The organism is Peptoniphilus stercorisuis, assembly GCF_017874395.1.
Classification (GTDB): Bacteria; Bacillota; Clostridia; order Tissierellales; family Peptoniphilaceae; genus Anaerosphaera; species Anaerosphaera stercorisuis.
Genome location: NZ_JAGGLJ010000003.1, coordinates 123,783 through 150,348, shown reverse-complemented (window position 1 = coordinate 150,348; position 26,566 = coordinate 123,783). Strand labels below are relative to the sequence as shown.

Below are 26,566 nucleotides of genomic sequence, written 5' to 3'. Positions count from 1 at the left end.
ATGTTCCATGCGGGAGTGGCGGAATTGGCAGACGCGCTAGACTTAGGATCTAGTTCCATTGGAGTGGGGGTTCAAGTCCTCTTTCCCGCACCAGATAGACGGTTGAAATTCAACCGTCTTTTTTTTTATATTTTTTATTACAATTTATAAATATCCATACCTAGTAATTCATATATATCATCAATTCCCTCTTTAATTTCTTTTCTTGTAAAATTATTTTTTTCAAGAACCTCATCCTCTAAATTATTTATACTATTATAAAAATCAAGAGCAATAGCTATTTTATTTTTATCTAAAGGATCAAATTCTTCAAACAATAAACTTTCTGCATCATTAATATTATTATTAGAAATTAAAACTATTAATTTTTTATATAAAATATCACTTTCATTACTTTCATCTTTATTTACATATTCATAATTTATAATATCTTTTCCAAATAATATATTAGCTAAAAATTTTATTTTATTTTTTATACTTCTCATTATATAATCTTCTTTTAACATTAATACTCTCCTTTTAATAAGTTTTTTCAATAAATATATTTTATCATTTCAATTAAATTTATAAATATATATTTTATTTTTTTATGTTAAAATCAATAGAGTATATTTAAAGGAGAATATTATGAATAGTAATTTAATTAAAGAAATTGATATAAGAGATATTGATGGATTTAAAATTGGAAATGCTCAAGATTATAACGCTATGACTGGAGTTACTACTATTATATTTGAAAAAGAAAATAGAGCTGGCATTGATATATCTGGAGGAGGTCCTGCATCTAGAGAATCTCACCTACTTCACCCTCTTACAAATCCACATAATTTAAATGCAATTGTATTATCTGGTGGATCTGCCTATGGACTTAATGCATCTGCTGGTGTAGTTAAATATTTAGAAGAAAATAACATAGGATATGAACTTATGGATTTTGTAATACCACTTGTTACACAGTCTTGTATTTTTGATTTAAATATTGGAGATAAAAATATTAGACCAGATGCAGAAATGGCCTATAAATCTTGTCTTGACTCAGTAAATAATAATGCAATATCAGGTATTATTGGAGCTGGAACAGGTGCCATAGTTGGAAAACTTGCAGGACTTTTCCGCGCTCAAAAATCAGGAATTGGATATTATGCAATTTCTCTTGGAGATTTACAAATAGGAGCTCTTGCAGTAGTAAATGCTGTTGGAGATATCTTTGATTATAAAAATGGTAAAAAAATTGCTGGAGTTTTAAATAATGATCGAAGTGAATTTTCAAGTATTGAAGAAGAAATGTATCTTTCTCATCTTTCAGAAAGTATGGAAAACACAACTCTAGGTGTAATATTTACAAATGCAAAATTTTCTCAAGCACAAATGTCAAAAGTTGCATCTATGACTCGTGCAGGTTTTGCAAGATCAATAAATCCAGTATCGACAATGGCTGATGGAGATACTATCTATGCTGTATCTTTAGGCGATGTTATAGCCGATATAAGCCTAGTTGGAGCTCTTAGTGCAAATGTTATGTCTCATGCCATAGAAGATGCTGTTAAATCCTCTTCTATGAAAGATGAAGAATTTTTAGACAAAATAATTTATTAGAAAAAGGTGATTACCATAGACAAAAATCTAATTCATATTTTAGGAATATTTGGACTTTCTATTGCAATAGCTTTTAGCCTTCATTCCTTAATTCCCTCTGGAATAAGAGTAAATAATGAGATTATAACTAGCTCTTATATACTAAAAATACTCTTTGCAATTCTTGGAATTTTGGCTATTTACTTTATTGATAAAAAAAACATTTAAATATTTTGAAAAATATGTTTAAATAATATTGACAACACTCTAAAAATCTTATATAATATCTTTTGTTGATTGGTCATGCGGGAGTGGCGGAATTGGCAGACGCGCTAGACTTAGGATCTAGTTCCATTGGAGTGGGGGTTCAAGTCCTCTTTCCCGCACCAGACAGACGGTTGAAATTCAACCGTCTTTTTTTTATCTAAATTTATTTAAAACTTAAAGATTGTTTAAATATGTAAAAAACTATATACTTAAAATAAGTTATTTAAAATCAAGATTTTGGAGGTTTATATGATACGTAAAGCTACTGAAAATGATATATTAAAAATTGCAAAAACTTATGATGAACTTTTGATTTATGAAAAAGAAAATGAAAATCACTCTAATTGGCAACTTGGAATTTATCCAACAATAAAAGTTCCTAAGCTAAGAGTTCCTTTAGGTGAAATGTATGTTTTAGAAAATGAAAATAATGAAATATGTGCAAGTATGATTTTAAATCAAGTCCAAGCTAAAGAATACTCAACTATTCCTTGGAAATATTTAGCAGATGATGATAATCTTTTAGTTATTCATACACTTTGTATTCCTCCTCAAGAAGCAGGAAAAGGATATGGAACTAAGATGATTGATTATGCAAAAAACTTTGCAAAAGATTTAAATTATCCTGTAATTAGAATAGATACCTATGCTTATAACGAACCTGCAAAATCCCTTTATCAAAAAAATGGATTTAGAATTGCAGGATATGCTACAAGTTTACTTGAAGGATTAATTCCTGAAGAACAAGCTTATTTAGAATTTAAATTTTAAAAAGACAGATATCTGTCTTTTTTTATTTTGAAATTATATATTATAAATATAAAATCAAAGTTAAGTTTGTAAAAGAACTTTAAAAAATTTATTCCTAAACTGCCTTTAATTCAAAATAAAAAAATATATAATACTTCAATAAATAATACAGAAGTAGAAAAAGTTTAAGATATAACTATTGCTTTATTCTTGCAACTAATACTATTGTTAAAAATTTTCTTATATTTTTATAAGTAAGCACAATATTAATGGACTTAATTTGTCCAAAAATTTAATATATAAAAATTTTTATTCATTTTTGTATATAATTAATATTTATAGGGTATAATTATTAATTAGATTAGAGGTGATATTTTGAAAGAAAAGTTTTTAAAATTTATGCAAGGAAGATATGGAGCTGATCATTTTAATCAATTTTTAGCTTATTTAAATATAATACTTATTATTATTTTATTAGTTACTAAAAATCAAATACTTAACTATGTAGTTTTTGCAATTATTATCTACTCCACTTTTAGAATGCTATCTAAAAATATTAATGCTAGATATAAAGAAAACCAAAAATACTTAGAAATAACATCTCCTGTTAGAAGATTTTTTAAAAGAACTAAAAGAAATGTAAAAGACAAAGATTATAAGTATATTAAATGTGAAAACTGCAAACAAGAACTTAGAGTTCCCACTAAAAAAGGAAAAATTAATGTTACTTGTAAAAAATGTGGCCATAAATTTCAAATAAGAACTTAAAAAGAGCTAATGCTCTTTTTTTTATTTCAATTGTCAACCTGCTTAAAATATCTTATTGACATTTTATGAAAAAGATTTATAATATCTTTAGAGGTGAAGAAATGGATATTATAAATTTAAAGCAAAAAGTTATTAATGGTTATGATATTACAATTACAGAGGCTAAGGAATTATATTATGAGGATTTAAATTTATTAAAAGATTCTGCAAATGAAATCAGAAAACACTTTATGAAAGACTCTTTTGATCTATGTACAATTATAAATGCAAAATCAGGAAGCTGCTCTGAAAATTGCAAATTTTGCGCACAATCATCTCACTATAAAAGTGATGTAGATACTTATCCCCTACTTAGTGATGATGAAATTATTAATGATGCCATTAAACAAAAAGAACAAGGAATTTTAAGATATTCTATTGTAACTAGTGGAAAAAAACTATCAGATGAGGATGTTTTAAAAGAAGCTAGAATTATTAAAAAGTTAAAAGATATTTGTAATATTGAAATTTGTGTATCAAACGGACTATTATCTTATGAAAATTTTAAAATTCTAAAAGAAGCTGGTGCAACAAGGGTTCACAACAACCTAGAAAGCTCTGAAAGCTTTTTTAGTAGTGTTTGTACTACTCACACAATAAATGACAAAATCAGCACCATTAAAGCTGCTAGAGATGCTGGTCTTGAAGTTTGTAGTGGAGGAATTATTGGACTTGGTGAATCCTATGAACAAAGAATAGAAATGGCATTTAAATTAAAAGAGTTAAATATAAAATCAATTCCAATTAATGTTTTAAATCCAATTCCAAATACCCCTCTTGGAAATAATGACGTCTTAAGTGAGGAAGAAGTTATTAGAACAATAGCTGTCTTTAGATTTATATTAAAAGATTCATTTATAAGACTTGCTGGCGGAAGATCGCTATTTAAAGACAAGGGAGAAATTATTTTTAAATCTGGTGCAAATGCTGCAATATCTGGTGATATGCTTACTACATCAGGTATTAGTACCAAAAGTGATTTAGAATTAATAAAATCTCTTAACTTCACTCCAGAAATCATCTCTATACCTTAATTTATTTTACTTAAAGTTCCTACATTTGTAGGGACTTTTTTTATTCATATCTTTTATGATATTCTCTACTATGATATACTAGTACTATTAAGAAATGGAGGATATATTATGGATTTGTCAACAAAAATAAGAGCAATTTACGATTATCCAATTCCTGGAATAATCTTTAGAGACATAACTACTTTACTTAGGGATAAAGAAGCATTTCCTGAGGCGATTGATCAACTAGTTGAAACTGCAAAGGATAAAGAAATTGATCTTGTTGTAGGTGTAGAAGCAAGAGGATTTATTGTAGGAGCACCAGTTGCCTATAAATTAGGTTGTGGTTTTGTTCCAGTTAGAAAACCAGGAAAACTTCCATCTGATAAAATTTCAGCTACTTATGAACTTGAATATGGTACTGACAGTGTTGAAATGCACTCTGATGCAATTAAAAAGGGACAAAGAGTTCTAGTTGTAGATGATTTACTTGCAACTGGAGGAACTTCAAAAGCCGTAGTAGAACTTATAGAGCGTCTTGGCGGAGAAGTTGTAGGACTTAGCTTTTTAATTGAACTTGTTGATTTACATGGAAAAGACAAATTAGAAGGTTACGAAATAAACTCTATAATAAAATATGAAGGTAATTAAGAAATATTAAAAGAAGTTCTATGAGCTTCTTTTTTTCTATATAAAACTAAGTTGAATCATATTTAAATCTACAAGATTTGATGCAGTTATTCCAATAAGTCTTAAACTTTCATTTTTATAAACTTCACTAAATAGCTCTAATGAAAGTCTATATATATCCTCATAAGATATAATTGTCTGCTTTAGTGTTTTTGATCTAGTTCTACTTTCAAAATCAGAGTCTTTGATTTTTATAGTTAATGTATTAAATCCTAAATTTTTATTTTTTAAATCCTTTGAAAGCTCCCTTGAAAATCTCTCTATATAATTATGTAATATTTCCTTATCTCTAGTTGATTTAAAAGTTCTTTCTACTCCAATACTTTTTCTCTCTCTATAAGGGGTTACCTTTCTATTATCTACTCCTCTTATTCTCTCATAGAGTTCATGTCCCATTTTCCCAAAATTATCTACTAAAAATTCTTCTGACAATTGATATAAATCTTCAACTGTATTTATTCCAATATTTCTAAATCTTTTTTCTGATTTTCTTCCTATTCCATGAACCTTAGTAATATCTAAATCTAATAAAATATTCGGAATATCTTCTATAGATATTATTTTCATACCCTGTGGTTTATTCCAATCCGATGCAACTTTTGCCAAAAATTTATTATAAGAAAGTCCAACACTTACACTTAGTCCTGTTTTTTCTTTTACTTCTTTCATAATTGATTTTACAATATCTACACTATCTTCTTTATTTTTAGATATATCTAAATAGCACTCATCTATTGAAACTTTTTCAATATTTTCTGAATACTTACTAAGAATATTAAATACTTCCTTTGACTTTTCTAAATATCTATTTCTTCTAATTGGCACAACTATTAAATCACTACATAAATTTTTTGCCATAAATATTGGCATTGCAGAGTGAATTCCATATTTTCTAGCTTCGTAATTTGCAGTTGTAACTATTGAACTATCAGATAGCCCTCCTACTACAACTGGATGGTTTTTTAAATCTTTATTATCAAGTTCTTCAACAGATGCATAAAAGGCATCTATATCTACATGAATTATATTATTTTCCATAAAATCACCTATCTATATTTTAAAATAGAACATATATTCTGTCAATTTGCTTTTATATTTATCTGAAACTTGGTATAATCATAATGAGGTGAAATTGTGAAAAAACAAATTATTTTATTTGATTTTGATAAGACATTAACTGATGATGATAGTATTTTCTTATTATGGAAATATGCCTTTTCAAAAAAGAAAACAAATTATTTTAAATTTATTTTGCAAATGATTAAAGGATTTTTTAAATTTTTATTTAGTGGATTTAATTTTCTAATGTTTAAAAATGAATTATGCTCTGTACTTAAATATTTTAATGATGAGGAACTTAAAGAATTTATTGACTATATATACGAAGAACATATTTATAAAGATGGTGTAGAGGAATTTAATAATCTACCTAAAGATTCTTACAAAATGTTAGTATCTGCATCACCTATTAACTACTTAAAATTTGTAGATAAATATTTTGATTTTGATTTAATTATTGGAACTAATCTTGATAATGAGTATAATGTTTTAGGAAAAAATAATAAAAGCACTGAGAAAGTAAAAAGAATTAAAAAACATCTTCTAGAAATGGATTTTAATATTGATTATGAAAATTCATCTGCCTATTCAGATTCTTTTAAAGATGATAGACCTATGCTAATGCTTGTAAAAAATAGATTTTTAATAAATTCAGATGTTGAAAAAAGAGGATATAAGAATTTAAATTGGAAATGAGCTATCAACTGATAGCTCATTTTTATATATTATAATCTGATTCAATTTTAAAATAATCTTCAATTGCATCAGCAATCTCATCATAGCTTCCCTCTCCAAGAAATCTATATACTTCTTTGCTATTTTTATAAAATACAGTAAGTGGAACAGATTTAATTCCTCTTTTAGCTGCAAAGCTTGGATTTTCATCAATATCCATATAAAAACATGTAACCTCTTGAAATTCCTCTTCTATAAGTTCCATTAAAATTTCTCTTATAGCTTGGCAATGTGTACATCTTACAGCACCATATATTATAATTGAGTTTTCATTTTCAGAAAGTCTTTTTTCAAAGTTTTTAGAGTTAATGCTCTTTATTACAGAACTGTCCATTGCTATCATTTTCTTTTGATATGCAATTTCTTCATCATTTTCCATAGCCATAGTTATTATATCTACATCAATAGATGGTTCTGCTCCTTCAATATCTATTACTTTTTTCGCACCATATGTTCCTGCTCCTGGAAGTCTAAATAGTGATTTATTTACTGGAAGCATCGTCTTTTCCTTTGGAATTTCTTCTTGGGGAATATAGTCATAGGGATATCTCATTCCTTGATAGATCAAATTGTGAAAGGCATAAAAATCTGTACTACTTTTATATGGACATATCCATTTCCAAACAATTTCACCCTCTTCTGTCACCTCAAGCATAATTCCACTTGTGGCAAGAGTTATAAGAGTATTTCCATTTGGAAGTCTTTGAACATTTGACCCATAGGGCGAATAAAATTTATATCCATTTACAGCATTTAAAAAGCCTATTTGTTTTGGATCAATTTGCCATTTTATATTTAATGATACTGGATTAAATTCAATTACTCTTGAATAATCTCTTGTAGAATTTTTAAGTCCTGTTGGAGATATAGATGATTGATATCCATATCCTGATGATCCTCCACTATCAAATAATAAAATATTTCCCTCTCCTGGAAGTCCCTTTGGAATTAATTGAATATGTGATGGACCTATTAATCCACCTAATTTATTAAATTCTTCTGAATAAATATTAGGTCCAATTTTCCAACAAATCCTTGATCTTTTTTTGTCAATGATACCTATGAAATTTCCTATTCTTGATGCAAATATTATATTGTCTGGATGAAATCTAATATCTCCTTGATCATACCATTTATTAGGTCCTAGCACTGATATTGAAGATATGTGAAGATAGTCTCCTACTCCTCCATCTATTTTTTTCATATTTGGATTTCTATAAATAACATTTTTTGCTTGTTCTGAAAAGCCTATTTCATTAAAATGCTCTGAAAAAGAAAATCTCCATAAAATATTTCCATCATAATCCACTTCATAAATGACTTCATCTAGGAGTTTTTTATCTGAGATAGTTTTATTTATAATCGTATCATGAGATAAAATAATTGTATTTCCAGATCCAGCTTTTGCTTCCATTCCTGGAACATAATATCCTACTGGATTTCCCTCTCTTTGATAATCTCCATGAGCTCTTGCTGCCCATTGGTTTTCTTCATCTATAAATCTAAATTGATTGTATTTCCAAACTAAATTTCCATCATAGTCTATTTCCATAAGACTAATTCCATCTTGAAGTGCATGAGCTGAATCTCTAAAGGAAGATGTCCCAATGATATTTCCACCCTTTAAAAGTTTTGCAGGCATACCATTCATCTTATATCGTCTTATTTCATTTCCATTCATATCAAATAAAATAATTCCATCTTTTACAGTTGTAACTAAATTATATCCGCTAAAACACTTTTTCTTTATATAGATTGTAGTTCCTGTAGGATAACTCATAACTACTCCCTTCTTATATACCTTTCTGCTGCAACAGCAGCTTTGGCTCCATCAGAAGCAGCTGTAACTACTTGCCTTAAATAGGTATTAGTACAATCTCCTGCTGCAAATAAGCCTTCAATAGAAGTTTGTTGAAACTCATTAACTTTTACAAATCCATCTTTATCTAAATCTACAAGTCCTTGTAATATTTTAGTTTGAGGTTTAAGTCCTACAAACATAAATATTCCCTCACTTGAAATCTTCTTTTTTTCCTCTGTTTTTAAATTTTTAACGACAATTTCTTTAACAAAATCATCTCCACAAATTTCATCAAGAGCAGTATTCCACATAAATTCAATCTTAGGATTATGCATAACACGTCTTTTTTGAATTTCTGTGCCATCTACAATTCCCTCATCATGAATTACTATCATTGTAACTTTATTTGCAAATTTAGAAAGATAATCGGCCTCTTCTAATGCAACATCTCCTGATCCTAATATATGAATATCTTTTCCAATAAACATATTGGCATCACAAGTTGCACAATAACTTACCCCATGTCCTTGAAAATCTAATTCGCCATTTAGTCCCAAAACTCTTGATACTGTTCCAAGTCCAAGAATTACACATTTTGCTTTAAAGTCTCCCTTTCTTCTTGTGGAAACTACAAAATATTCATCTTCTTTTTTTACTTTTGTAACAGTTCCATAGACAAAATCATTTGTAGAATAACTCATTGCATGTTCTCTAAATTTTTGAACAAGCCCTATTCCAGAAATACTTTCACATCCTGGATAGTTTAAAATTTCAGCAGTATCTCTAATTCTTCCGCCAAAACCTGATTTATCAATGATTAGTGTATTAAGTACAGCTCTTCCTGCATATATAGCGGAGCTAAGGCCTGCTGAGCCCGCTCCAACTATAATGAGATCATATATCATATAATCACCTCATTAAATTTTTAACTAATTCCTTAATTTCTTCTATTTCAATATCTTCAACATTTCCTGCATCTACTAGACGAGCGAAATCTTCTTTCATTGGAAGAGCTGCTTTATTTTCAATACCATATTTTTCAGCTTCACTATCTAAAGAGCTTGGTCCATAAATATGAGCAACTTCTCCACAACAAGGACATTTAAAATAGCTCATATTTTCTACAAGTCCAAGTATTCTGATACCCATAACTTTAGCCATGTTAACTGCTTTTGCAACTATCATAGATACTAAATCTTGTGGTGATGATACAAGTACAACACCATCAATAGGCATAGATTGGAATACTGTAAGAGCTACATCTCCTGTTCCTGGTGGCATATCAATTAAAAGATAATCAAGTTCTCCCCAGTTTACATTTTCATAAAATTGAGAAATTGCATTTCCAAGAACTGGTCCTCTCCAAAGTACTGGTTGAGTTGGATTGTCTAAAATTAAGTTTACAGACATAACTTTTATACCAGTTTTTGTAATTGATGGAATAATATTTTTTCCATCAGAATGAGCAAGTTCTTTTATTCCAAAAGATGCTGGAATAGAAGGTCCTGTAATATCAGCATCTAGTATTCCTACTGATTTACCTTGTCTTTTAAGTTCTGATGCAATAAGTGAAGTTACAAAACTTTTTCCTACTCCACCTTTACCACTAATTACTCCAATAACATTTTTTATATTTGAATTTTCATTTACTTTAAATTTTTCTATTGCCATTTCAATCCCCCTAAAAATATTCATAAATAATTGTATATTTATCTAATTTATATTATATACCTTGTTTGCAAATTAATCTAAAATTTTTAAAAAATTAAGTATAATAAAAATCTATACTTAAGAAACTTTCTCTTTATATGATATTATTTAAATTAAGACTAGGAGGTTATTATGAAAAATATTGCAGTTAAAGATAATATTACAATTGATGATGTTGAAAAATTAGATATTCGTGTTGGAGAAATTTTAAAAGTTTCAGATGTGGAAAATTCTAATAAACTTATTAAACTTGATGTAGATTTTGGTGAGTTTCAAAGAGTAATTCTTGTTGGAATGAAAGGTGAAAGAGAAGATCCTACTGAAATAGAAGGTATGCAAGCACTATTTGTTGTAAATCTTGCTCCAAGAAAAATGGCAGGAATCATCTCTGAGGGAATGCTTTTTGATATTGGATATGCTAATGGAATTATTCCAGTTCTTGCACTTCCTGAAAAAGAAGTACCTAATGGAGTTTGTGCAGGATAAAAAAATAAGCTAGATTTCTAGCTTATTTTTATTTTAATTCCATATGAAGTATTGGATAATTTTTCCCAAAATCATCTTTAGAAGATCTGCTTTTAAACTTAAATCCCATTTTTTCATAAAATTTTAAAGCTTTAATATTATCTTCATTTACATCTACTTTATTTAAATTTAAATTTTTGATTCCATATTCTATTAAAGTTCTTCCATAGCCTTTATTTATCATTTTTGATGAAATAAATAACATATTAATATTATTATTTTCAAAATCTGGTGTTAAAAATCCAACTATTTTTCCATTTTCTTCTATTACTAAAATGTATTTTAAATTTAATATAGCTTCTTTTACATATACTTTATAAAAATCAAAATCTTCTTTTAATAAAAAATCATGAGTATTTAATACTGAATCTTTCCAAATATTATAGATTTTTTCAGCTAAAACTTCATCAATATTATTAATTTCTCGAAGCATAAAGTCCCCTTCTTATTTTTGTCTGTGAACTATATTTAATATTGAAATCATAACTTCAATTAAGTCCATATCATTTTTATATATAATATATCTTCCACTCCATCTTGGATGAAATTTTTCTTTATAGTATCTTAATCCTTGGAAAGAATAAAATTTATTTCCATATTCATACATAAGTCTCATTATTCTCTCTTTAGAATTTGAATATTTTTTATCTCCAACATTTGAAAGTGGTGCCATTCCAAGATAAAACTCTTCATAACCTTCTTCTTTTGCCCAGTCAAATAGTCCTAAAAATAGTAAATCCATTTCATTATTTTTACATTTTTCTCTATTATATCTCATAAGATCTATTGATATTTTTTTAGTATTTACTACTGGAAGTAAATTTGCAAAGGCAATTATTTCTTGATTTTTGTCCTTTAATATTGCAATTGGAGCTGTATTTAAATAATATTTATCAAAACTTCCAAGAGAATATCCCATCTCCTGCTTTCCATTTAACCAATTATCTGAAATTTCTCTAAGTCTTTCCATAAATACTGAATCAAAGGGTTGATATACTATTTCAAAAGTAAAGTCTTCTCCATTTAATTTATTGCGCTGTTTTCTTAAATTTTTATTTTTCTTGCCATCATAACTAAATTCATTTAAATAAACAGTTGCATCTTCTCCTATTTTTATAAAAGAAAATCCTTGATTTGCATATAATTCTAAATTTTCTCCTCTTACTTCATAAAAACTTACCTTCATTCCATAACTTCCTGCAAATTCTATAATCTCATCTATTGCCTCTTCAAAATCTTCATATATTCCAACAGGATCTCCAAGGACTACAATATTATCTTTATAAGGTCTATACTGCATTAAGACTGTTTTTTTAGAGTTTAAAAAGAAATTTTTATCTCTCATAAAATATAAATGTGAAAAATAATTTCCACTATGGTCCTTTAAAAAGTTTGCATATTTATTTATATCTTCATCGCTAACTTCACTAAATTCAAGAGGTTGCTTTCTAGAGTATAAAAATAATATTAAAAGTATTGCAGTTGATATTAAAAATCCAATAATCTTTAATGGATTTTCTTCTATCCAAATAAAACTAAAGGCTCTTTGTGATGTATATATATTTACATGATGTGTTAGATTGTAAATTGTAATATATAACATTAAAACTATAAATAAATATACTCCAATTTTATAGACATCTTTTTGTTTTATTTCTAAATGTTCCTTTGTAAATAGATCTCTTGTTGTAAATAAAAGCCCTGCAAATATTAAAAGTATAATTGCCTCTTCATAGTCAAGTCCCTTAACTACACATCCAATAGATCCAAGTATTAATAGAGACAAACTTATTTTATAAACCTTTTTTATTCTAAATTTAATACCTCTAGACATTACAATTAATATAACTCCTATCATAAGTGTAAAGCTTTTTGAAAGGACAAAGGCAAGTCTTGGCAAGATATTTTTTAAAAATACAACTCTTTCAAAGACAGCTGGTGTTGCAGTAGAAATTATTAATATTGCACCACTTAAAAATATAAGTGTAGAAAGAATATTTAAAATAATTTCTTGAGATGGAATTATTTTTTTAGACTTTTCTTTAAACTGAGTTAATACATAAAGAATTATTCCTATAACCCAAGGCACTAAATAAAAAGTTATTCTAAATAATAAAATACTTACTAATATATTATTACTTTGATATCCTAAGTCCTTAAATAATAAAAATACTGTTAAATCAAAACTTCCTATTCCTCCTGGTATAAAAGAAATAAGCGCTACAACTTCTGCAATTATATATACAAATATACTTTTGAAAAATGGCATTTCAGGATTTATCATCTTTATTATAAAGCTAAAATACATTGAAACTACTACCCAGTCTAATATTGATGCAAGGAGTAATTTTATTTTTACCTTTGTATCTAAAAAGCTATAGGGTGAGTTTTCATCTATGAATTTTTCAAATCTTTTAATTTTAAATTTTCCTGCAAGAAAATAAAATGGTATATATAAGGAAAATAATCCTAAAATATAAATATACTTTCTGCTTATATTTTGTACTAAAATAAGTGTTGGAAGTATTAGAAAAAATAGTCCCAAAAGTCCTGATATAAGCACTGATGTTGATATTTTTATTGCATTTTTTGGTTCTACATTTTCTTTTATTAACATATCTGATCTAAGCTTTGTACCTGTTATTCCTCCAAAGGAAATAAAGTTGTTAAATGACTGTGTTATAAAAGATATTTTAAATATTTCTTTTTTATTTAATGAAACATCAAAATATTTTGCAAGTATAAAGTCATATTGTGTAGAAAATAAAAATGTAATTAGTCCAAAAAATACTAAGGCAAATTTCTTCAAATATGGAAGTGAAGAAAAAAGTCTATGATATTCTTTAAAGTTAATATTTCTCATTTCTGTTGCTGTAAATATTAAAAAAGCTATTACAAATACTATTGAAAGCACTTTTTTAATTAATTCTGAATTCTTTTTTAAAAATTTAAATGTTTTTTCCATACATTCTCCTATAAAATAAAAAGACCTCTACTAATGTAGAAGTCCTAAAAATAATTAACAAGAGGAACTATTATTGAGAATCATCAATAATTTATAAATAATATTAAATTACAACTGTGCATTTTTTATTAATCTTATGTGTAATTTATATTAAATAATTCTAAGATTTTTCAAAAAATAGTGTCAAAGTGTTAAAAATAAAGCTATCCTATTGTTGAAACGGGATTTTTTGCAGCTTTTTTTATTATTTCAAATTTATTATTTTCATATTTTGCTATGTTAAACTCACCATTTCTTCTAACTCTATTTGTCCAAAATTTTTCTATTGGAACATTTTCCATTATATTAAACATAGCTATTATTGTAATTCCATGACTTACTATTAATATATTTTCATCACTTGAATTATAGACATATTTTTCAAAAAAATCTTCTACTCTCTTTGTTAATTGATAAAAATCTTCTCCATCATCTCTTCTGTACTCACCTGGATTATTAAAGTATAAATCATAGGCTTTTTTGTCTATTTTTTCTGCTTCGCTAAAGGGATGTCCACTCCATGCTCCTACATCTATTTCTCTTAGAAGTTCTGTCTTTATAACTTCCCTTTCTGGAACTATTAATTTTGCTGTATTATATGCTCTATTTAGGTCAGATGAGTATATATTGTCAAAATTAATATCTTTGGCAATTTCCGATAATTCTTTTCCCATCTCTACTCCCTTATCAGTTAGTGGAGAGTCCAGCCAACCTTGGATTTTATCACTTTTATTCCACTGTGTTTCACCATGTCTTGTAAAGTATATATTCATAATAACTCCTTCATTTTTAGTAAATTTATTATATCATATAATATTTTTTTAAATTATACATATCTATTAAAATAAAAATACAAATTTATTAATTTTAGAATTCTATATTTTTGGGTATATATAATAATGTTGTTTTCAATTTTTGAAATCTCATAAAATGAGAACCTATTCTCACTAATAATAAAAAATACTTGACATTTTTATTGAAATCTACTTATAATTATAACAAAGATAACATTTTCACAATAGTAAAATTAATCATATTATGAAAATAAATCTTTTAATAAGCGATTAAAGTTAAATATATTCAATATATTTATAATTTTTTAAAATATACTTTATTAAAAATAAAATATATTTATTACTTAAAAAATCAAATTTTACTTATATCTTAATTATGGCATAAAAGCCTAAAGCACTTATAATATCTAATATATTGAAAATTTAAATTTTTAATTAGCTTGTTTTACAATAGAACGCAATGCTTAATAAAGTTACTATTTACAAGCTATCTTAAAAATATTATCAAAACATAAATCTAGTATAATTAGTTATATATAATAATTCTATTGATTGAAATATATTTAACATTTTAATTTACAGATACTTAATTTTAATATCTATGAAAATATTTTCATAAAATTGATGAAAAATAAAAAATAATTTTCTTAGAAAATTTATAATTTAAAGAATAATAATAAGTTTTTAAATAATCTAGTTTCTATAAGTTTTAATGTTTTATTATGAAATTTTACGAATTCATTATTTACTAAACTATTACTAATTTTTATTGTTTTGTCTTAATATTATTACATTATGTTAGGATTGATAATTATGAATGAATACTACTCAATTGGAAAAATATCAAAAGAATGTAATGTTACAATTAAAACACTTAGGTATTATGACGAAATCGGATTACTTAAGCCTGAGTTTAGAGATGAAAGTACTAATTACAGGTACTATACTAAAGAACAAATGTCCACTGTTCTTGTAATTAGAAGACTTAGATCACTTGGACTTTCTATTACTGATATTAAAGAGATTATTTCAAATCCTTGTCTTAATAACTTTGAATGTAAAATAACAAATCGAATGAATGAAATATCTAATGAAATGACAATGCTAAGAGCTAGACAAGCTGACTGCGAAGTTGTACTTAATAAAATTAAAAAGGGAAATAATGTTATTTCAACTTGTAATGAAAAAAATATGTCTAGTGAGAATAGTTATAATAAAAATATTAGAATTGAAGAAGTACGAGAAAGTACACTTATGTATTCTAGAAAAATTATGAAAAATTATAATAATGCAGATGTTTCATTACAAAGATGGATTGATATTTATGAGAAATGCACAGATGATGGTCTTCGTATGAAAAGCTCTATTATTACTACTTATTATGCACCTCCTCTTGATCAATTTTTAATGAAAGATTGTGATGTTGAGTTTGGAGTTCTTATTGATGATGAACAAAAAGATTCAATTCATTGTGGTAAGATGAGAACTTTTGGAGGTTTTACTGCTTGTACTGATTACCATATTGGAAAATATAGCGACGTAATAAATTGTCATATTTTTATGTTGCAATGGATTAATAAAATGGGGTATGAGGTTGCAGGTCCTATATCAGATATATTTATTATATCTCCACTTGATACTTTTCATGAAGATAAGCATGTTACAAAGGTAATTATACCTGTTAAAAAATGAAATAAAAAATAGCTTAGAGAGAAATCTCTAAGCTATTTTTTAAATTTATATATATTTTAAATATTTAGGCGTAATCAATTAAATTTGAGTACCTTTATTTTTTTTATAACTTGAGTCTTTTTTGTCTATTTTTTCCATTTCTGCGTCTACTTCACTGTCTATATTTTTTGCCTTATAAGTAAGCCATCCAATTATAAAACTAATAATTGCAACAGGCATCCAAGCTAAAGAGGATTTTGTTAATGGTATACTTTCGTATAGATCAACTATTCCACCTGGATTTAAATTTAGTTTTACTAAATATTTCCAAACCATGTCTATCATTCCAAATACAAAAGATGCATACATAGCCCATCTACAAGCATTTAATCTTTTTTTATCCATTAGACTTGGTGTTATTGCATAATATAGTACTAAAACAATTGCCGCTGGATATATTCCATCTAAAATAGGTCCTAATATACCTAATATACTAGTAAGTCCAAGAGATCCAAATATTACACTTAGAATTAATATAACTATAGAACATTGTTTATAATTATATTTTCCCTCAGTAGTATCTACGAAAAATTCAGCGCAACCTGATGTCATACCTATTGCTGTTGTTAAAGCTGCAAGTAATAGTGCTCCTGAGAATAACATTCCTCCAACTGTACCAAACAATCTCATAGCAACTGCTGTATATAAAGATGTATAGTATAAATCTTTAAAAACAGTTCCAGTTGATGCTCCTATTAACATATGAGCAAGATGTGTTATAGATAACATAGCTATTCCTACTATACCTACTTTAATCATATTTCTTGTCATTTTTGATTCTTCTACACCTTTATTTTTTAACGTATTAAAGATAACAACTCCAAATATTAAAGCACATAGTATCTCTGCAGTAGCATAACCATTTGTAAATCCATATGCAAATGCAGATCCTTCATAAACTTTTTCTAGTGGTGTTGCAATAGGATACAATAATCCTTTTCCAACAATAAGTATTACTATTACAAGTAAAACAGGAAAAAGTATACTAGATATACGATCCATAGCTTTACCTGGATTCATTAAGAAAAAGTAGGTTATTACATAAAAGACAACTGTAAAAATAACAAGCATTATTTTATTATCAGGATTTAACCCAAAAGCTTGAATTACACTGTCCCAAGCTGCTGCACTCATTCTAGGGATTGCATAGAATGGTCCTAAAATTGCAATAGTAAGTCTTGTATAGAATTTTCCAAATCTATCTCCAAGTACTCTACGAGTTATTTTGTCATAACTTCCGTCTCCTCTTGCAAGTGCAACATAGGCAATAAATACTAATAGTAATGATGTTATAAATGCTCCAGCATATGCTGGTAAAACTGAAGTTCCACTTTCTTTTCCCCAGTTCATTGGCCACACCATACTAGATGCTCCAAAATGCATTGAGAAAAGTGCTCCACCACATAAAAATAGTTGTAGCCAATTTAAGTCTCCATTAGATTTTAAATCTTTATTCATAATTTTCACCTTTTGAATAATATTATTATTTGTCTAATTCCAAGGCTTAGGTAATTTTTCAAATAACAAAATTAGTATTTTTTTATCAAAGTTCTATCATTCTGCGTCACATTTTAGAATGGCATTTAATAATACTGATACTCCTTGTGTACATTGTTTTGTTGATGTATATTCTGGTTCACAATGTGAATGGCCATCTTTTGATGGTACAAATATCATTGTAGTTGGAATCATATATGATACGAATTGCGCATCATGACCTGCTCCTGAATTAATTCTTTGATTTGAATATCCCAGTTCGTTTACTGAGTCTTGAACATACTCAATTAATGTTTCATCAAAGTACACTGTATCTCTTGTCCAAGCTACGTCATAACCAGTAGTACAACCTACTATTTCCTTAGGTATATTTTCTATAACTTTTACTACTTGTTCTATTACCTTTGGATCTTCATGTCTTGAATCTATTGAAAATTCTACATAATCAGGTATTACTGTATGAACGTTTGGATGACAAAGGATTTCTCCTGTTGTATATACTAGATTTTCGTCTAATTTGTCTAATTCATCATGTAAGTATTGAAGTACTTTTGCAGCACCATATAGTGCGTCATGACGATATTTCATAGGTGTTGTTCCTGCGTGATCTGATACTCCGTAAATTTTTATTCTATAATTTATCATTCCAAGTACACAGTTTACTACTCCTATGTCTTTATTTTCTGCTTCTAGTATTGGACCTTGCTCTATATGAAGTTCAAACATAGCTTTATAATCCTTAGGATTTAATCTATTTTTCACATCACCTTTATATCCTGAAGCTTCTAGTGCTTCTTTAAAAGTTTTACTAGGATCTATTACTGATTTTGAATTTAGCATATTTTCATGTCTAAAGTTTTTAGCAATTTCTTCTGGTAGATATTCATTCATAACTACTCCTGAAGACATCATTGCTGGTGGATATAAAGATCCTTCTTCATTAGTCCATATCATTGCTGTTATATCGTGCTTATGTGGAATATTTTCTGCTACTATTGTATCTAAAACTTCCATAGCTGCCATTACACCAAGGATTCCATCATAGTTTCCACCATTTTTTACTGAGTCTGAATGAGAACCTGTAGCAATTGCTGGAAGTGTAGGATCACTACCTTTTAATGTTGCATAAATATTTCCCATGTCATCAGTTTTTATTTCTGCTCCTATTGCTTTCATTCTCTTTACAAACTCGCCACGGGCCAGCAGATCTGCCTCTGATAAAGAATAACGAGTTATTCCACCATTTCCTGTAGCACCATACTCACTTATTGTATCTATTTTATCTTGCATTCTTTTTTCGTCAGATTTGTATATCATAGTCTTTCCCCTTTAATTAATTTTTTATGTTTATAATATTAAGTACTTTAAAATTTATATTCTAGGTGAACGTTTTACAAACTTACCCATTCCTGCTTTACCAACAAAGTCTCCATTATCATATACTAAGCTTCCACGTAAGTATGTTTGAACTGGATATCCATGAAGTTGTTTACCTTCCCAAATTGTATGATCACAATTTGTATGCAATTTATCTATTGTTACAGTAAAGTCTTTATTTTTATCATAAATTACTATGTCTGCGTCTTTTCCAATTGATAAAGAACCTTTGTCGTCACAACCAAAAATCTTTGCAACATTTGTAGCACATAATTCAACTGCTCTTTCAAAAGGAATTTTGCCTCTATTTGCTGCATCTAACATATATGGATATAGTACTTCTACTCCATCACATCCATTAGGGATTTTTGAAAAATCGTCTTTACCCCAATCTTTTTCATAAGTTTGGAATGGACAGTGATCTGTAGCAACTGTATCTATTAATCCATTTTTAATTGCAACCCATAGAGCGTCTTGACTTTCTTGACCCTTCATTGGTGGTGAACATACAAAGTTACGTCCATTATCACGTTTATATACTTCGCATGTATATTCTAAATATTGAGGACAAGTTTCTATAAATACATCTGCTCCATCTCTTTTAGCTTGTATAGCAGCTTCAAGACCTTCTTTGTCTGCCATGTGAACTATATAAAGAGGTGTATTTAAATGTTTAGCCCAGTGAATTGCTCTTTTGTCTGCTTCTGCTTCAACAAATTCTGGACGACTCATGTAATGATACCAAGCACTTGTTTTTCCTTGTGCTAAATATCTTTCAGTACGCATATCTATTAAATCAGGATTTTCTGCATGTATATTGATCATTGCGCCAAGTTCTCTTGCTCTTTCCATTAATCTAACAAGAGTAGCATCATCAACCATCATGCCTTCTTTTTTATATACTAAAAATGCTTTAAAACTTGTTATACCTTCTTCAACTGCCTTACTCATTTCATCAAGTATTTCGCCATTATTTAAATTTGTAATACAGCAATGACTTGCATAGTCAACACAAGCTTCTTCTTCTAACATTGCTTTTTTCTCATTAATAAGCTCCATAATTGATTGGCCTTTTCTTTGTACTGGATAATCAAATATTGTTGTAACTCCACCACAAGCTGCTCCCATAGTTCCTGAATAGTAACTATCTGATGATACTGTTCCACCAAAAGGCATAGACATATGTGTATGTACATCTATTGCACCAGGTAAAACTAATTTACCTTTTGCATCAACTATTTTTTCTGCTTCATCATTTATCTCATTTGATATTGCAACTATTTTTCCGTCTTTTACTGCTAAATCTGCTTTGTAGCTTTCTGCAGCCGTGACAATAGTTCCATTTTTAATTAAAAGATCATACTTCATAAGTCAAACTCCTTTTTTTGATATTTAATTTAATCTAAGAATTTTAATATAACCCATTCTTCTTCAGTAGAATTTTTTTTCTTAAATTTAGAATATAAAAAATCTCCAAATAATGTACATAAGTAACCAACTATATTTCCACAAACTAGACAAATTAAAAGTAATTTCCAATTTCCACCTGTTGCAAATGCTGAAAATCCACCCATAAATGTACAAGTTGAAAACTTAGTTAAATCAATATGTGCTAAATAACATATTAACCAAGTAAACACTCCTGTTACTGCTGCACCAAATACAACACTCTCAGACAATGAGCTTATTGCTATTATAATACAACCTATTAGTACACCTGTTAGATTGGAAGTAAGGGATCTTATAAATCCCTCTTTCTTTCCTCCCGCAACAAAGTATGAAGTAATTCCAACAAATCCAACCCATGATGAAAATAAGTTAGGTAAGAATATACTTAAGTAGTTAGCTATTCCCGTCCAAATACCACTAATTAAACCGCTGGATAGTGCACTTGCCATAATATATCCCATAACTTCCTCCACACACATATTTTTATAAAAAAGATACAATTATAACAAACTATTTTTTCTTTCTAAACATTGAATTACTTATTACTAGTTTTTGTATTTCATTTGTACCTTCATATATTTGAGTTATTTTTGCATCACGCATCATTCTTTCAACATGGTAAGGTTTCATATAACCATTTCCACCCATGAATTGAACAGCTTCAACAGTTACTTCCATTGCTACATCACTACACATAAGTTTTGCCATAGCTGCTTCTTCGCTAAACGGTAATCCTTCATCATGTAGTACTGCTGCATTATAAAGCATAAATTCTGCTGCTTGAATTTTTGTTTTTAATTCAGCCATTTTAAATGATACATATTGGTTTTTGTATATTGGTTTTCCAAATTGTTCTCTTTGTTGAATATATTCAAAAGCTTCATTAAATGCTCCCTTTGCAATTCCTAGAGCTTGAGCTGCAATTCCTACACGGCCACAGTCAAGTGATTCCATAGCATAAACAAAACCTTTTCCTTTTTCACCTAATAAATTTTCCTTAGGTACTTTTACATTATTGAAATGCATATCAGATACTTGAGCAGATCTTAAACCCATTTTATCTTCAATTGCACCTACAGTTACACCTTCCCAATCAGTATCTACTACAAATGCACTTAAACCTCTTACTCCTTGAGTAGGATCTGTACTTGCAATTACAAAATAGTATTTACAGTATGGTCCATTAGTTGTGAAAATTTTTGTACCATTAAGTAGATAATGATCATCTTTTTCTTCAGCAACAGTTTTTAAGTTAGAAGCATCTGATCCTGCTCCTGCTTCAGTTAAGCCAAAAGCTCCAATGCTTTCACCATTTAGTAGTGCTGGTAAATATTTTTTCTTTTGTTCTTCATTTCCATAATTATAGATTCCACCACAACAAACTGATGTAGAAATTGAATAAGATATTCCTACGGAAGCATCAACTTTTGATATTTCTTGAAGTGCAAGTACATATTCAAGATATCCATTTCCAGTTCCGCCATATTCTTTAGGATATGGTAGTCCCAAAAATCCAAGTTCACCTAATTTCTTCCATAAGTTTATATCATACTCCCCTTTTCTATCTCTTTCAAGTACGCCAGGTAGTAAATCATTATAAGCAAAGTCTCTAGCAGACTTTACTATTGCCTTTTGACTGTCATTTAGTTTAAAATCCATAGTTTCCTCCGTTTAACTTCTCTTTATTGATATAATTAATTAGCCTCGTAAACAAATTGTACAACTGTACATAATGGTGGATCTTCAAGAACGTCTATTGAACTTGGATATGGAGGATCTTCAGGAACTTGAATTATCTTATAAGCTCTTACTTCTATTAAAGCTTTATTTCCTTCTTGTTTTTTTATTCCTGCGATAAATTCCAAATAATCACCAGCAAAAAGTGGTTCATATAATCTTACTTTTTTAACTTTTGTACATTTTCCTGTGTTTTGGTAAACTTTAGCCATAAGACGTTTTGCACAGTCTTCCATTAAAGTTATTCCTCTAGCACCGTTTACAACGCCACCGCCGTAAAATACATCTCTATCTGACATTCTGTAACGCATAGTTATAGATTCCATAATATCTCCTCTCATAAATTAAAATTCATATTCATCTTCAGGGAAATCTTCTAGTTCACGCCAAGGATTTATAACAAGTCCATCTGGTTGTTCTCCTCTTTGAAGATGTTTTCTAACTACAAGACGTACATTTCCACTAGTACATAATACTGGTTCTTCAAACCAAATCATGTCACCTTCTTTAGCATTTTCTTTTCCTGCTCTTTTAGCTGGAGTTGCTAATTTGAAAACTTCTACTTTACAATCTCTTGAAGAATTTCCAATATAAGTCATAGTAGCCTTATATTCCATCATATCTCCTACATATACGTTTTCATAAAGTTCAACATCATGATATCCAAGACAAAGTGATTCATCACCATCATTTAATATCATTTGTTCAGTTTCAACATCTCCTATAAAATCAAATTGACGACCTACAGGTATTATTCCATCATTATCTGATGCATCTGCAGTTGTCATATTGTAACTTAAATAAGATACTTTTCTTGCCATTTTATTACTCCTTTCAATTTGTAATATATTTTAAATATATTTTTTAGTAAACAGGAGCTTATTTTTATTAGTAAATAAACTCCTTGTTTGGGTCTTTTGTTTGGGTCTTTTGTTTAATATTATAAAAGCTAATTAATTATTTAAAAGCAGGGTCTTGAGGTCCTCTTTGTAAATCTTTTTTAACGATTAGAGTTCCTTTTGCTTCTCCACATAATACTGGTTCTGTAAGTACATTTGCAGAACTTAGTGCAAGATTTTCGTCACGTGTTAATTCAACAGTTTTCCAAGCTTCAAAATGACAAGTTCTTGATGATCCACCACGTTCTTCAATCCAGCCTACATATTCCATGAAATCTCCTGCATATACAGGTGCAGTAAATTTAACATCATGGTATCCAACGAATAAACTTTCGTCTCCGTCGTTTCTGATCATTAGTTCAGTTCCAACGTCTCCCCAGAAATCTAGGATATGAGATCCATTTACAAGTTCACCAGCATAGTGAGCTTCTCCTGCAGACATTCTTGCTCTTAACATTACTTTGTTTCCGATCATTTTAAAGTCCTCCTTAAATTTAGTTTTAATAAGCTTCTTATTTTTCTTTTATTTAATACTATAAGTACAGTTAATTATTTAAAAGCAGGGTCTTGAGGTCCTCTTTGTAAATCTTTTTTAACGATTAGAGTTCCTTTTGCTTCTCCACATAATACTGGTTCTGTAAGTACATTTGCAGAACTTAGTGCAAGATTTTCGTCACGTGTTAATTCAACAGTTTTCCAAGCTTCGAAATGACAAGTTCTTGATGATCCACCACGTTCTTCGATCCAGCCTACATATTCCATGAAATCTCCTGCATATACAGGTGCAGTAAATTTAACATCATGGTATCCAACGAATAAACTTTCGTCTCCGTCGTTTCTGATCATTAGTTCAGTTCCAACGTCTCCCCAGAAATCTAGGATATGAGATCCATTTACAAGTTCACCAGCATAGTGAGCTTCTCCTGCAGACATTCTTGCTCTTAACATTACTTTGTTTCCGATCATTTTAAAGTCCTCCTTAATTTAATTAAATTATTATAGATATATTCATAAAACTTCACTTATTAAAGTTATTATGCCTTTTAAATTACGCCTAGCTCTTGTAAGCGTTTTTCTTCTTCCTCTGTAAGACCAAAGATTTCTCTATTGTGTTGTCCTAGTAATGGTGAAGGTTCTTCTACAGTTCCTGGAGTTTCAGATAGTTTTGGTACTACACCTTGGAAGTACATATCTCCAGCTGTTGGATGTTCTACATGCACCATCATTTCTCTTGATTGTATTTGAGGATGATTTATTGCTTCTTCTATATTTAGTACTGGTCCACATGGTATTCCAGCATCTGCCATCATGTTTTCCATTTCTTTTTTAGTATAATTTAGTACAAAATCTCCTATGATTTTCTTAAGTTCTGGTTCATAGTTTTGAGATCTTAATTCATTAGTAGCATATTCTTCATGTTCTATTAAATCTTCTCTTCCAAGAACATTACAGAATTTTCTCCAAAGGTTATTATTTCCTACACCTACTGCAACAAAGCCATCTTTACAATGATAAATATCAAAAGGTGATATTGATGGATCTATGTTTCCATTTCTCTCAGGTATAACTCCAGTCATTGTGTAGTTTGGAATAGCATTTTCTAGCAAACTAAATATTGTATCTACCATAGCTACATCTACTAATTGTCCTTTTCCAGTTTTCTCTCTATAGTGAAGAGCTATAAGTGCTCCTACCATTTGATAGATTCCTGAAACGTGGTCTGCTACTGAAGGTCCAACTTTCACAGGATCAGTATCTGTAAATCCAGTTAAGTTAACTATTCCACCCATTGATTGAGCTACTATGTCATAACATGGTCTATCACTTAGTGGACTTGTTTGACCAAATCCTGAACCTGATACATAAATCAGTTTTGGGTTAATTTCTTTTAAAGTGTCATAATCAATTTTAAGTTTTTTTGTAACTCCACCCTTATAGTTTTCACAAACAAAGTCTGCATCTTTTACTAAATCATAAAACATTTGCAGCCCTTCTTCAGTTTTTAAGTTAAGAGTACAACCCTTCTTATTTCTGTTTATGTAAGCGTAAAATCCACTTTCACCACTCTCTTCATCTAATGGACCCCAGGTTCTACATTGATCACCAGTTACTGGTTCAATTTTTATTACATCTGCTCCAAAATCTGCAAAGAACATAGTACAAAATGGTCCGCTTAGTGCTGATGTTAAATCTACTACTTTTAATCCTTTTAAAGCTTTTTCTTTTTCCACAAAATCATCTCCTTGCTTTCATTTATTATTTACTTTGTAATTACAGTATAATCATTACATTAAATGGAGTGTCAATAGGACTGTCAGAAAATGTTTTCCTGATTTTTCTAAATTTTCCATTAACTCTTGAGTTAGTAGAGACTTTCCCTAAATCTAGTGTTTAAGCCATTAGCTTAGCTTTATGATATTATTGCAAATGTTTTCTCATTAATGGTATAACCTCTACAATCAAGTAAAATACAGCACTACACTAAAGTCTTACCTTGCTGTATAGATTTTTTTATTTTTTTCTTTAAATTTATCTATTGGCTATTTAATGCTATTTAAAGTATGTATAAAATTAAATTTTATCTAAAAAATAATAATATAATTTTAATTATTTAATTTTATTTATATTTTCTAGCTTTTAATTCTATATTATTTAATATGAAAATATCCTGATTTTATGAAATCGATTTTTTCCTTAGCTTGGCTTATTAAATAAAAATACAGCACTCTAGAATGCTGTATCTATAGAAGTATTTATTTTTACAATAAAAAAAGGAACCCTTACGGATTCCCCAAATTATACTAATTGAATTATCGCAATTTCTGCTCCGTCTCCACGACGTGGTCCCATTTTTAGAATTCTAGTGTATCCACCATTAACTTCTTTATATTTGGGAGCAGTTTCTTCGAATAATTTTGTTACAACATCTTCATCATATATATATGAAAGTGCTTGTCTTCTTGCATGAAGATCTCCACGCTTACCTAAAGTGATCATTTTCTCTGCCATTCTTTGTGTCTCTTTAGCTCTTGTAACTGTTGTCTCTATTTGTCCATCTCTTAATAGAGAAGTTACAAGATTTCTAAGCATGGCATTTCTGTGAGCAGTAGGACGACCAAGCTTTCTTAATCTTGCCATGTTCTACC

27 protein-coding genes and 2 tRNA genes are annotated in these 26,566 nt (G+C 28.6%); 10 read left to right on the top strand and 19 right to left on the bottom strand.

The genetic code is table 11. The annotated features are described in order from the left end of the window. Nucleotides 1–9 precede the first annotated feature (9 nt). Nucleotides 10–93: transfer RNA gene (locus tag J2Z71_RS02435), tRNA-Leu, on the top strand. Between the two features lie 44 nt (nt 94–137). Here J2Z71_RS02435 and J2Z71_RS02430 read toward each other — a convergent pair. Next, complete coding sequence (locus J2Z71_RS02430) at nt 138–506, bottom strand: DUF6483 family protein (RefSeq protein WP_210060265.1); 369 nt, start codon at nt 504–506, stop codon at nt 138–140. A gap of 121 nt (nt 507–627) precedes the next feature. Between J2Z71_RS02430 and J2Z71_RS02425 the strand changes: the two genes are divergently transcribed. The 6 genes from J2Z71_RS02425 to J2Z71_RS02400 all read left to right on the top strand — a co-directional run bounded on the left by J2Z71_RS02425 (nt 628) and on the right by J2Z71_RS02400 (nt 5,063). Then, on the top strand, nt 628–1,596 hold the full coding sequence (locus J2Z71_RS02425; protein WP_210060264.1) for a P1 family peptidase: 969 nt from the start codon (nt 628–630) through the stop codon (nt 1,594–1,596). Nucleotides 1,597–1,880: 284 nt separating this feature from the next. Then, nucleotides 1,881–1,964 (top strand) — tRNA-Leu (locus tag J2Z71_RS02420). 127 nt (nt 1,965–2,091) lie between these two features. Next, on the top strand, nt 2,092–2,613 hold the full coding sequence (locus tag J2Z71_RS02415; RefSeq protein WP_210060263.1) for a GNAT family N-acetyltransferase: 522 nt from the start codon (nt 2,092–2,094) through the stop codon (nt 2,611–2,613). 354 nt (nt 2,614–2,967) lie between these two features. Next, entirely contained in the window at nt 2,968–3,360 is a 393-nt protein-coding gene (locus J2Z71_RS02410; RefSeq protein ID WP_210060262.1) for a zinc ribbon domain-containing protein, read from the top strand. A 101-nt stretch (nt 3,361–3,461) separates the two neighbouring features. Continuing rightward, nucleotides 3,462–4,433, top strand: coding sequence for a biotin synthase BioB (bioB, locus tag J2Z71_RS02405; protein ID WP_210060261.1), 972 nt, complete (start codon nt 3,462–3,464; stop codon nt 4,431–4,433). Between the two features lie 108 nt (nt 4,434–4,541). Then, nucleotides 4,542–5,063: an adenine phosphoribosyltransferase gene (locus J2Z71_RS02400; protein WP_210060260.1), complete on the top strand. Its 522-nt coding sequence runs from the start codon at nt 4,542–4,544 to the stop codon at nt 5,061–5,063. A gap of 36 nt (nt 5,064–5,099) precedes the next feature. Here the strand turns inward: J2Z71_RS02400 and J2Z71_RS02395 are convergent, their stop codons facing one another. After that, the gene (locus J2Z71_RS02395) at nt 5,100–6,140 is read right to left on the bottom strand and encodes a DNA polymerase IV (RefSeq protein ID WP_210060259.1); all 1,041 of its coding nucleotides are present in this window, start codon (nt 6,138–6,140) and stop codon (nt 5,100–5,102) included. A 96-nt stretch (nt 6,141–6,236) separates the two neighbouring features. Between J2Z71_RS02395 and J2Z71_RS02390 the strand changes: the two genes are divergently transcribed. Further along, complete coding sequence (locus tag J2Z71_RS02390; RefSeq protein ID WP_210060258.1) at nt 6,237–6,857, top strand: HAD family hydrolase; 621 nt, start codon at nt 6,237–6,239, stop codon at nt 6,855–6,857. 22 nt (nt 6,858–6,879) lie between these two features. On the opposite strand, the gene J2Z71_RS02385 is transcribed toward J2Z71_RS02390, so the two are convergent. The 3 genes from J2Z71_RS02385 to J2Z71_RS02375 are packed head-to-tail and all read right to left on the bottom strand — an operon-like array spanning nt 6,880 to nt 10,368. Continuing rightward, the gene (locus J2Z71_RS02385; RefSeq protein ID WP_210060257.1) at nt 6,880–8,676 is read right to left on the bottom strand and encodes a thioredoxin domain-containing protein; all 1,797 of its coding nucleotides are present in this window, start codon (nt 8,674–8,676) and stop codon (nt 6,880–6,882) included. A gap of 2 nt (nt 8,677–8,678) precedes the next feature. Continuing rightward, nucleotides 8,679–9,602, bottom strand: coding sequence for an NAD(P)/FAD-dependent oxidoreductase (locus J2Z71_RS02380; RefSeq protein ID WP_210060256.1), 924 nt, complete (start codon nt 9,600–9,602; stop codon nt 8,679–8,681). A gap of 4 nt (nt 9,603–9,606) precedes the next feature. Then, nucleotides 9,607–10,368: an Mrp/NBP35 family ATP-binding protein gene (locus tag J2Z71_RS02375; protein ID WP_210060255.1), complete on the bottom strand. Its 762-nt coding sequence runs from the start codon at nt 10,366–10,368 to the stop codon at nt 9,607–9,609. A 171-nt stretch (nt 10,369–10,539) separates the two neighbouring features. On the opposite strand from J2Z71_RS02375, the gene J2Z71_RS02370 reads away from it, so the two are divergent. After that, complete coding sequence (locus J2Z71_RS02370) at nt 10,540–10,893, top strand: hypothetical protein (RefSeq protein ID WP_210060254.1); 354 nt, start codon at nt 10,540–10,542, stop codon at nt 10,891–10,893. A gap of 28 nt (nt 10,894–10,921) precedes the next feature. Here J2Z71_RS02370 and J2Z71_RS02365 read toward each other — a convergent pair whose 3' ends face one another. From J2Z71_RS02365 to J2Z71_RS02355, 3 genes are all read right to left on the bottom strand, one after another. Continuing rightward, nucleotides 10,922–11,365 carry a GNAT family N-acetyltransferase gene (locus J2Z71_RS02365; protein WP_210060253.1) on the bottom strand — a complete coding sequence of 148 codons (444 nt, stop codon included), beginning with the start codon at nt 11,363–11,365 and terminating at the stop codon, nt 10,922–10,924. A gap of 12 nt (nt 11,366–11,377) precedes the next feature. Then, the gene (gene mprF, locus J2Z71_RS02360; RefSeq protein WP_210060252.1) at nt 11,378–13,897 is read right to left on the bottom strand and encodes a bifunctional lysylphosphatidylglycerol flippase/synthetase MprF; all 2,520 of its coding nucleotides are present in this window, start codon (nt 13,895–13,897) and stop codon (nt 11,378–11,380) included. A gap of 203 nt (nt 13,898–14,100) precedes the next feature. Beyond that, nucleotides 14,101–14,709, bottom strand: coding sequence for a histidine phosphatase family protein (locus tag J2Z71_RS02355; RefSeq protein WP_210060251.1), 609 nt, complete (start codon nt 14,707–14,709; stop codon nt 14,101–14,103). A gap of 834 nt (nt 14,710–15,543) precedes the next feature. Between J2Z71_RS02355 and J2Z71_RS02350 the strand changes: the two genes are divergently transcribed. After that, the gene (locus J2Z71_RS02350; protein ID WP_210060250.1) at nt 15,544–16,422 is read left to right on the top strand and encodes a MerR family transcriptional regulator; all 879 of its coding nucleotides are present in this window, start codon (nt 15,544–15,546) and stop codon (nt 16,420–16,422) included. 78 nt (nt 16,423–16,500) lie between these two features. On the opposite strand, the gene brnQ is transcribed toward J2Z71_RS02350, so the two are convergent. From brnQ to rplQ, 11 genes are all read right to left on the bottom strand, one after another. Beyond that, nucleotides 16,501–17,919, bottom strand: coding sequence for a branched-chain amino acid transport system II carrier protein (brnQ, locus tag J2Z71_RS02345; RefSeq protein WP_210060249.1), 1,419 nt, complete (start codon nt 17,917–17,919; stop codon nt 16,501–16,503). A 96-nt stretch (nt 17,920–18,015) separates the two neighbouring features. Further along, nucleotides 18,016–19,275, bottom strand: a complete 1,260-nt coding sequence (locus J2Z71_RS02340) for a Zn-dependent hydrolase (protein WP_210060248.1) — start codon at nt 19,273–19,275, stop codon at nt 18,016–18,018. A gap of 54 nt (nt 19,276–19,329) precedes the next feature. Next, on the bottom strand, nt 19,330–20,703 hold the full coding sequence (gene hydA / locus J2Z71_RS02335; protein ID WP_210060247.1) for a dihydropyrimidinase: 1,374 nt from the start codon (nt 20,701–20,703) through the stop codon (nt 19,330–19,332). Between the two features lie 29 nt (nt 20,704–20,732). Continuing rightward, nucleotides 20,733–21,245 carry a DUF1097 domain-containing protein gene (locus tag J2Z71_RS02330; protein WP_210060246.1) on the bottom strand — a complete coding sequence of 171 codons (513 nt, stop codon included), beginning with the start codon at nt 21,243–21,245 and terminating at the stop codon, nt 20,733–20,735. Nucleotides 21,246–21,294: 49 nt separating this feature from the next. Then, a complete protein-coding gene (locus tag J2Z71_RS02325) occupies nt 21,295–22,443 on the bottom strand; it encodes an acyl-CoA dehydrogenase family protein (RefSeq protein WP_210060245.1) in 1,149 nt (382 codons plus the stop codon). A gap of 35 nt (nt 22,444–22,478) precedes the next feature. Next, the gene (locus J2Z71_RS02320) at nt 22,479–22,847 is read right to left on the bottom strand and encodes a hotdog fold domain-containing protein (protein WP_210060244.1); all 369 of its coding nucleotides are present in this window, start codon (nt 22,845–22,847) and stop codon (nt 22,479–22,481) included. Between the two features lie 18 nt (nt 22,848–22,865). Beyond that, nucleotides 22,866–23,342: a hypothetical protein gene (locus J2Z71_RS02315; RefSeq protein ID WP_210060243.1), complete on the bottom strand. Its 477-nt coding sequence runs from the start codon at nt 23,340–23,342 to the stop codon at nt 22,866–22,868. Between the two features lie 136 nt (nt 23,343–23,478). Then, nucleotides 23,479–23,895 (bottom strand): hotdog fold domain-containing protein, encoded by a 417-nt coding sequence (locus tag J2Z71_RS02310; protein WP_210060242.1) that lies wholly within the window; start codon nt 23,893–23,895, stop codon nt 23,479–23,481. Nucleotides 23,896–23,969: 74 nt separating this feature from the next. Next, entirely contained in the window at nt 23,970–24,386 is a 417-nt protein-coding gene (locus J2Z71_RS02305) for a hotdog fold domain-containing protein (RefSeq protein ID WP_210060242.1), read from the bottom strand. A 77-nt stretch (nt 24,387–24,463) separates the two neighbouring features. Continuing rightward, nucleotides 24,464–25,651, bottom strand: a complete 1,188-nt coding sequence (locus J2Z71_RS02300) for a CaiB/BaiF CoA transferase family protein (protein WP_210060241.1) — start codon at nt 25,649–25,651, stop codon at nt 24,464–24,466. A gap of 565 nt (nt 25,652–26,216) precedes the next feature. Continuing rightward, nucleotides 26,217–26,558 carry a 50S ribosomal protein L17 gene (gene rplQ / locus J2Z71_RS02295; protein WP_210060240.1) on the bottom strand — a complete coding sequence of 114 codons (342 nt, stop codon included), beginning with the start codon at nt 26,556–26,558 and terminating at the stop codon, nt 26,217–26,219. Nucleotides 26,559–26,566 lie beyond the last annotated feature (8 nt).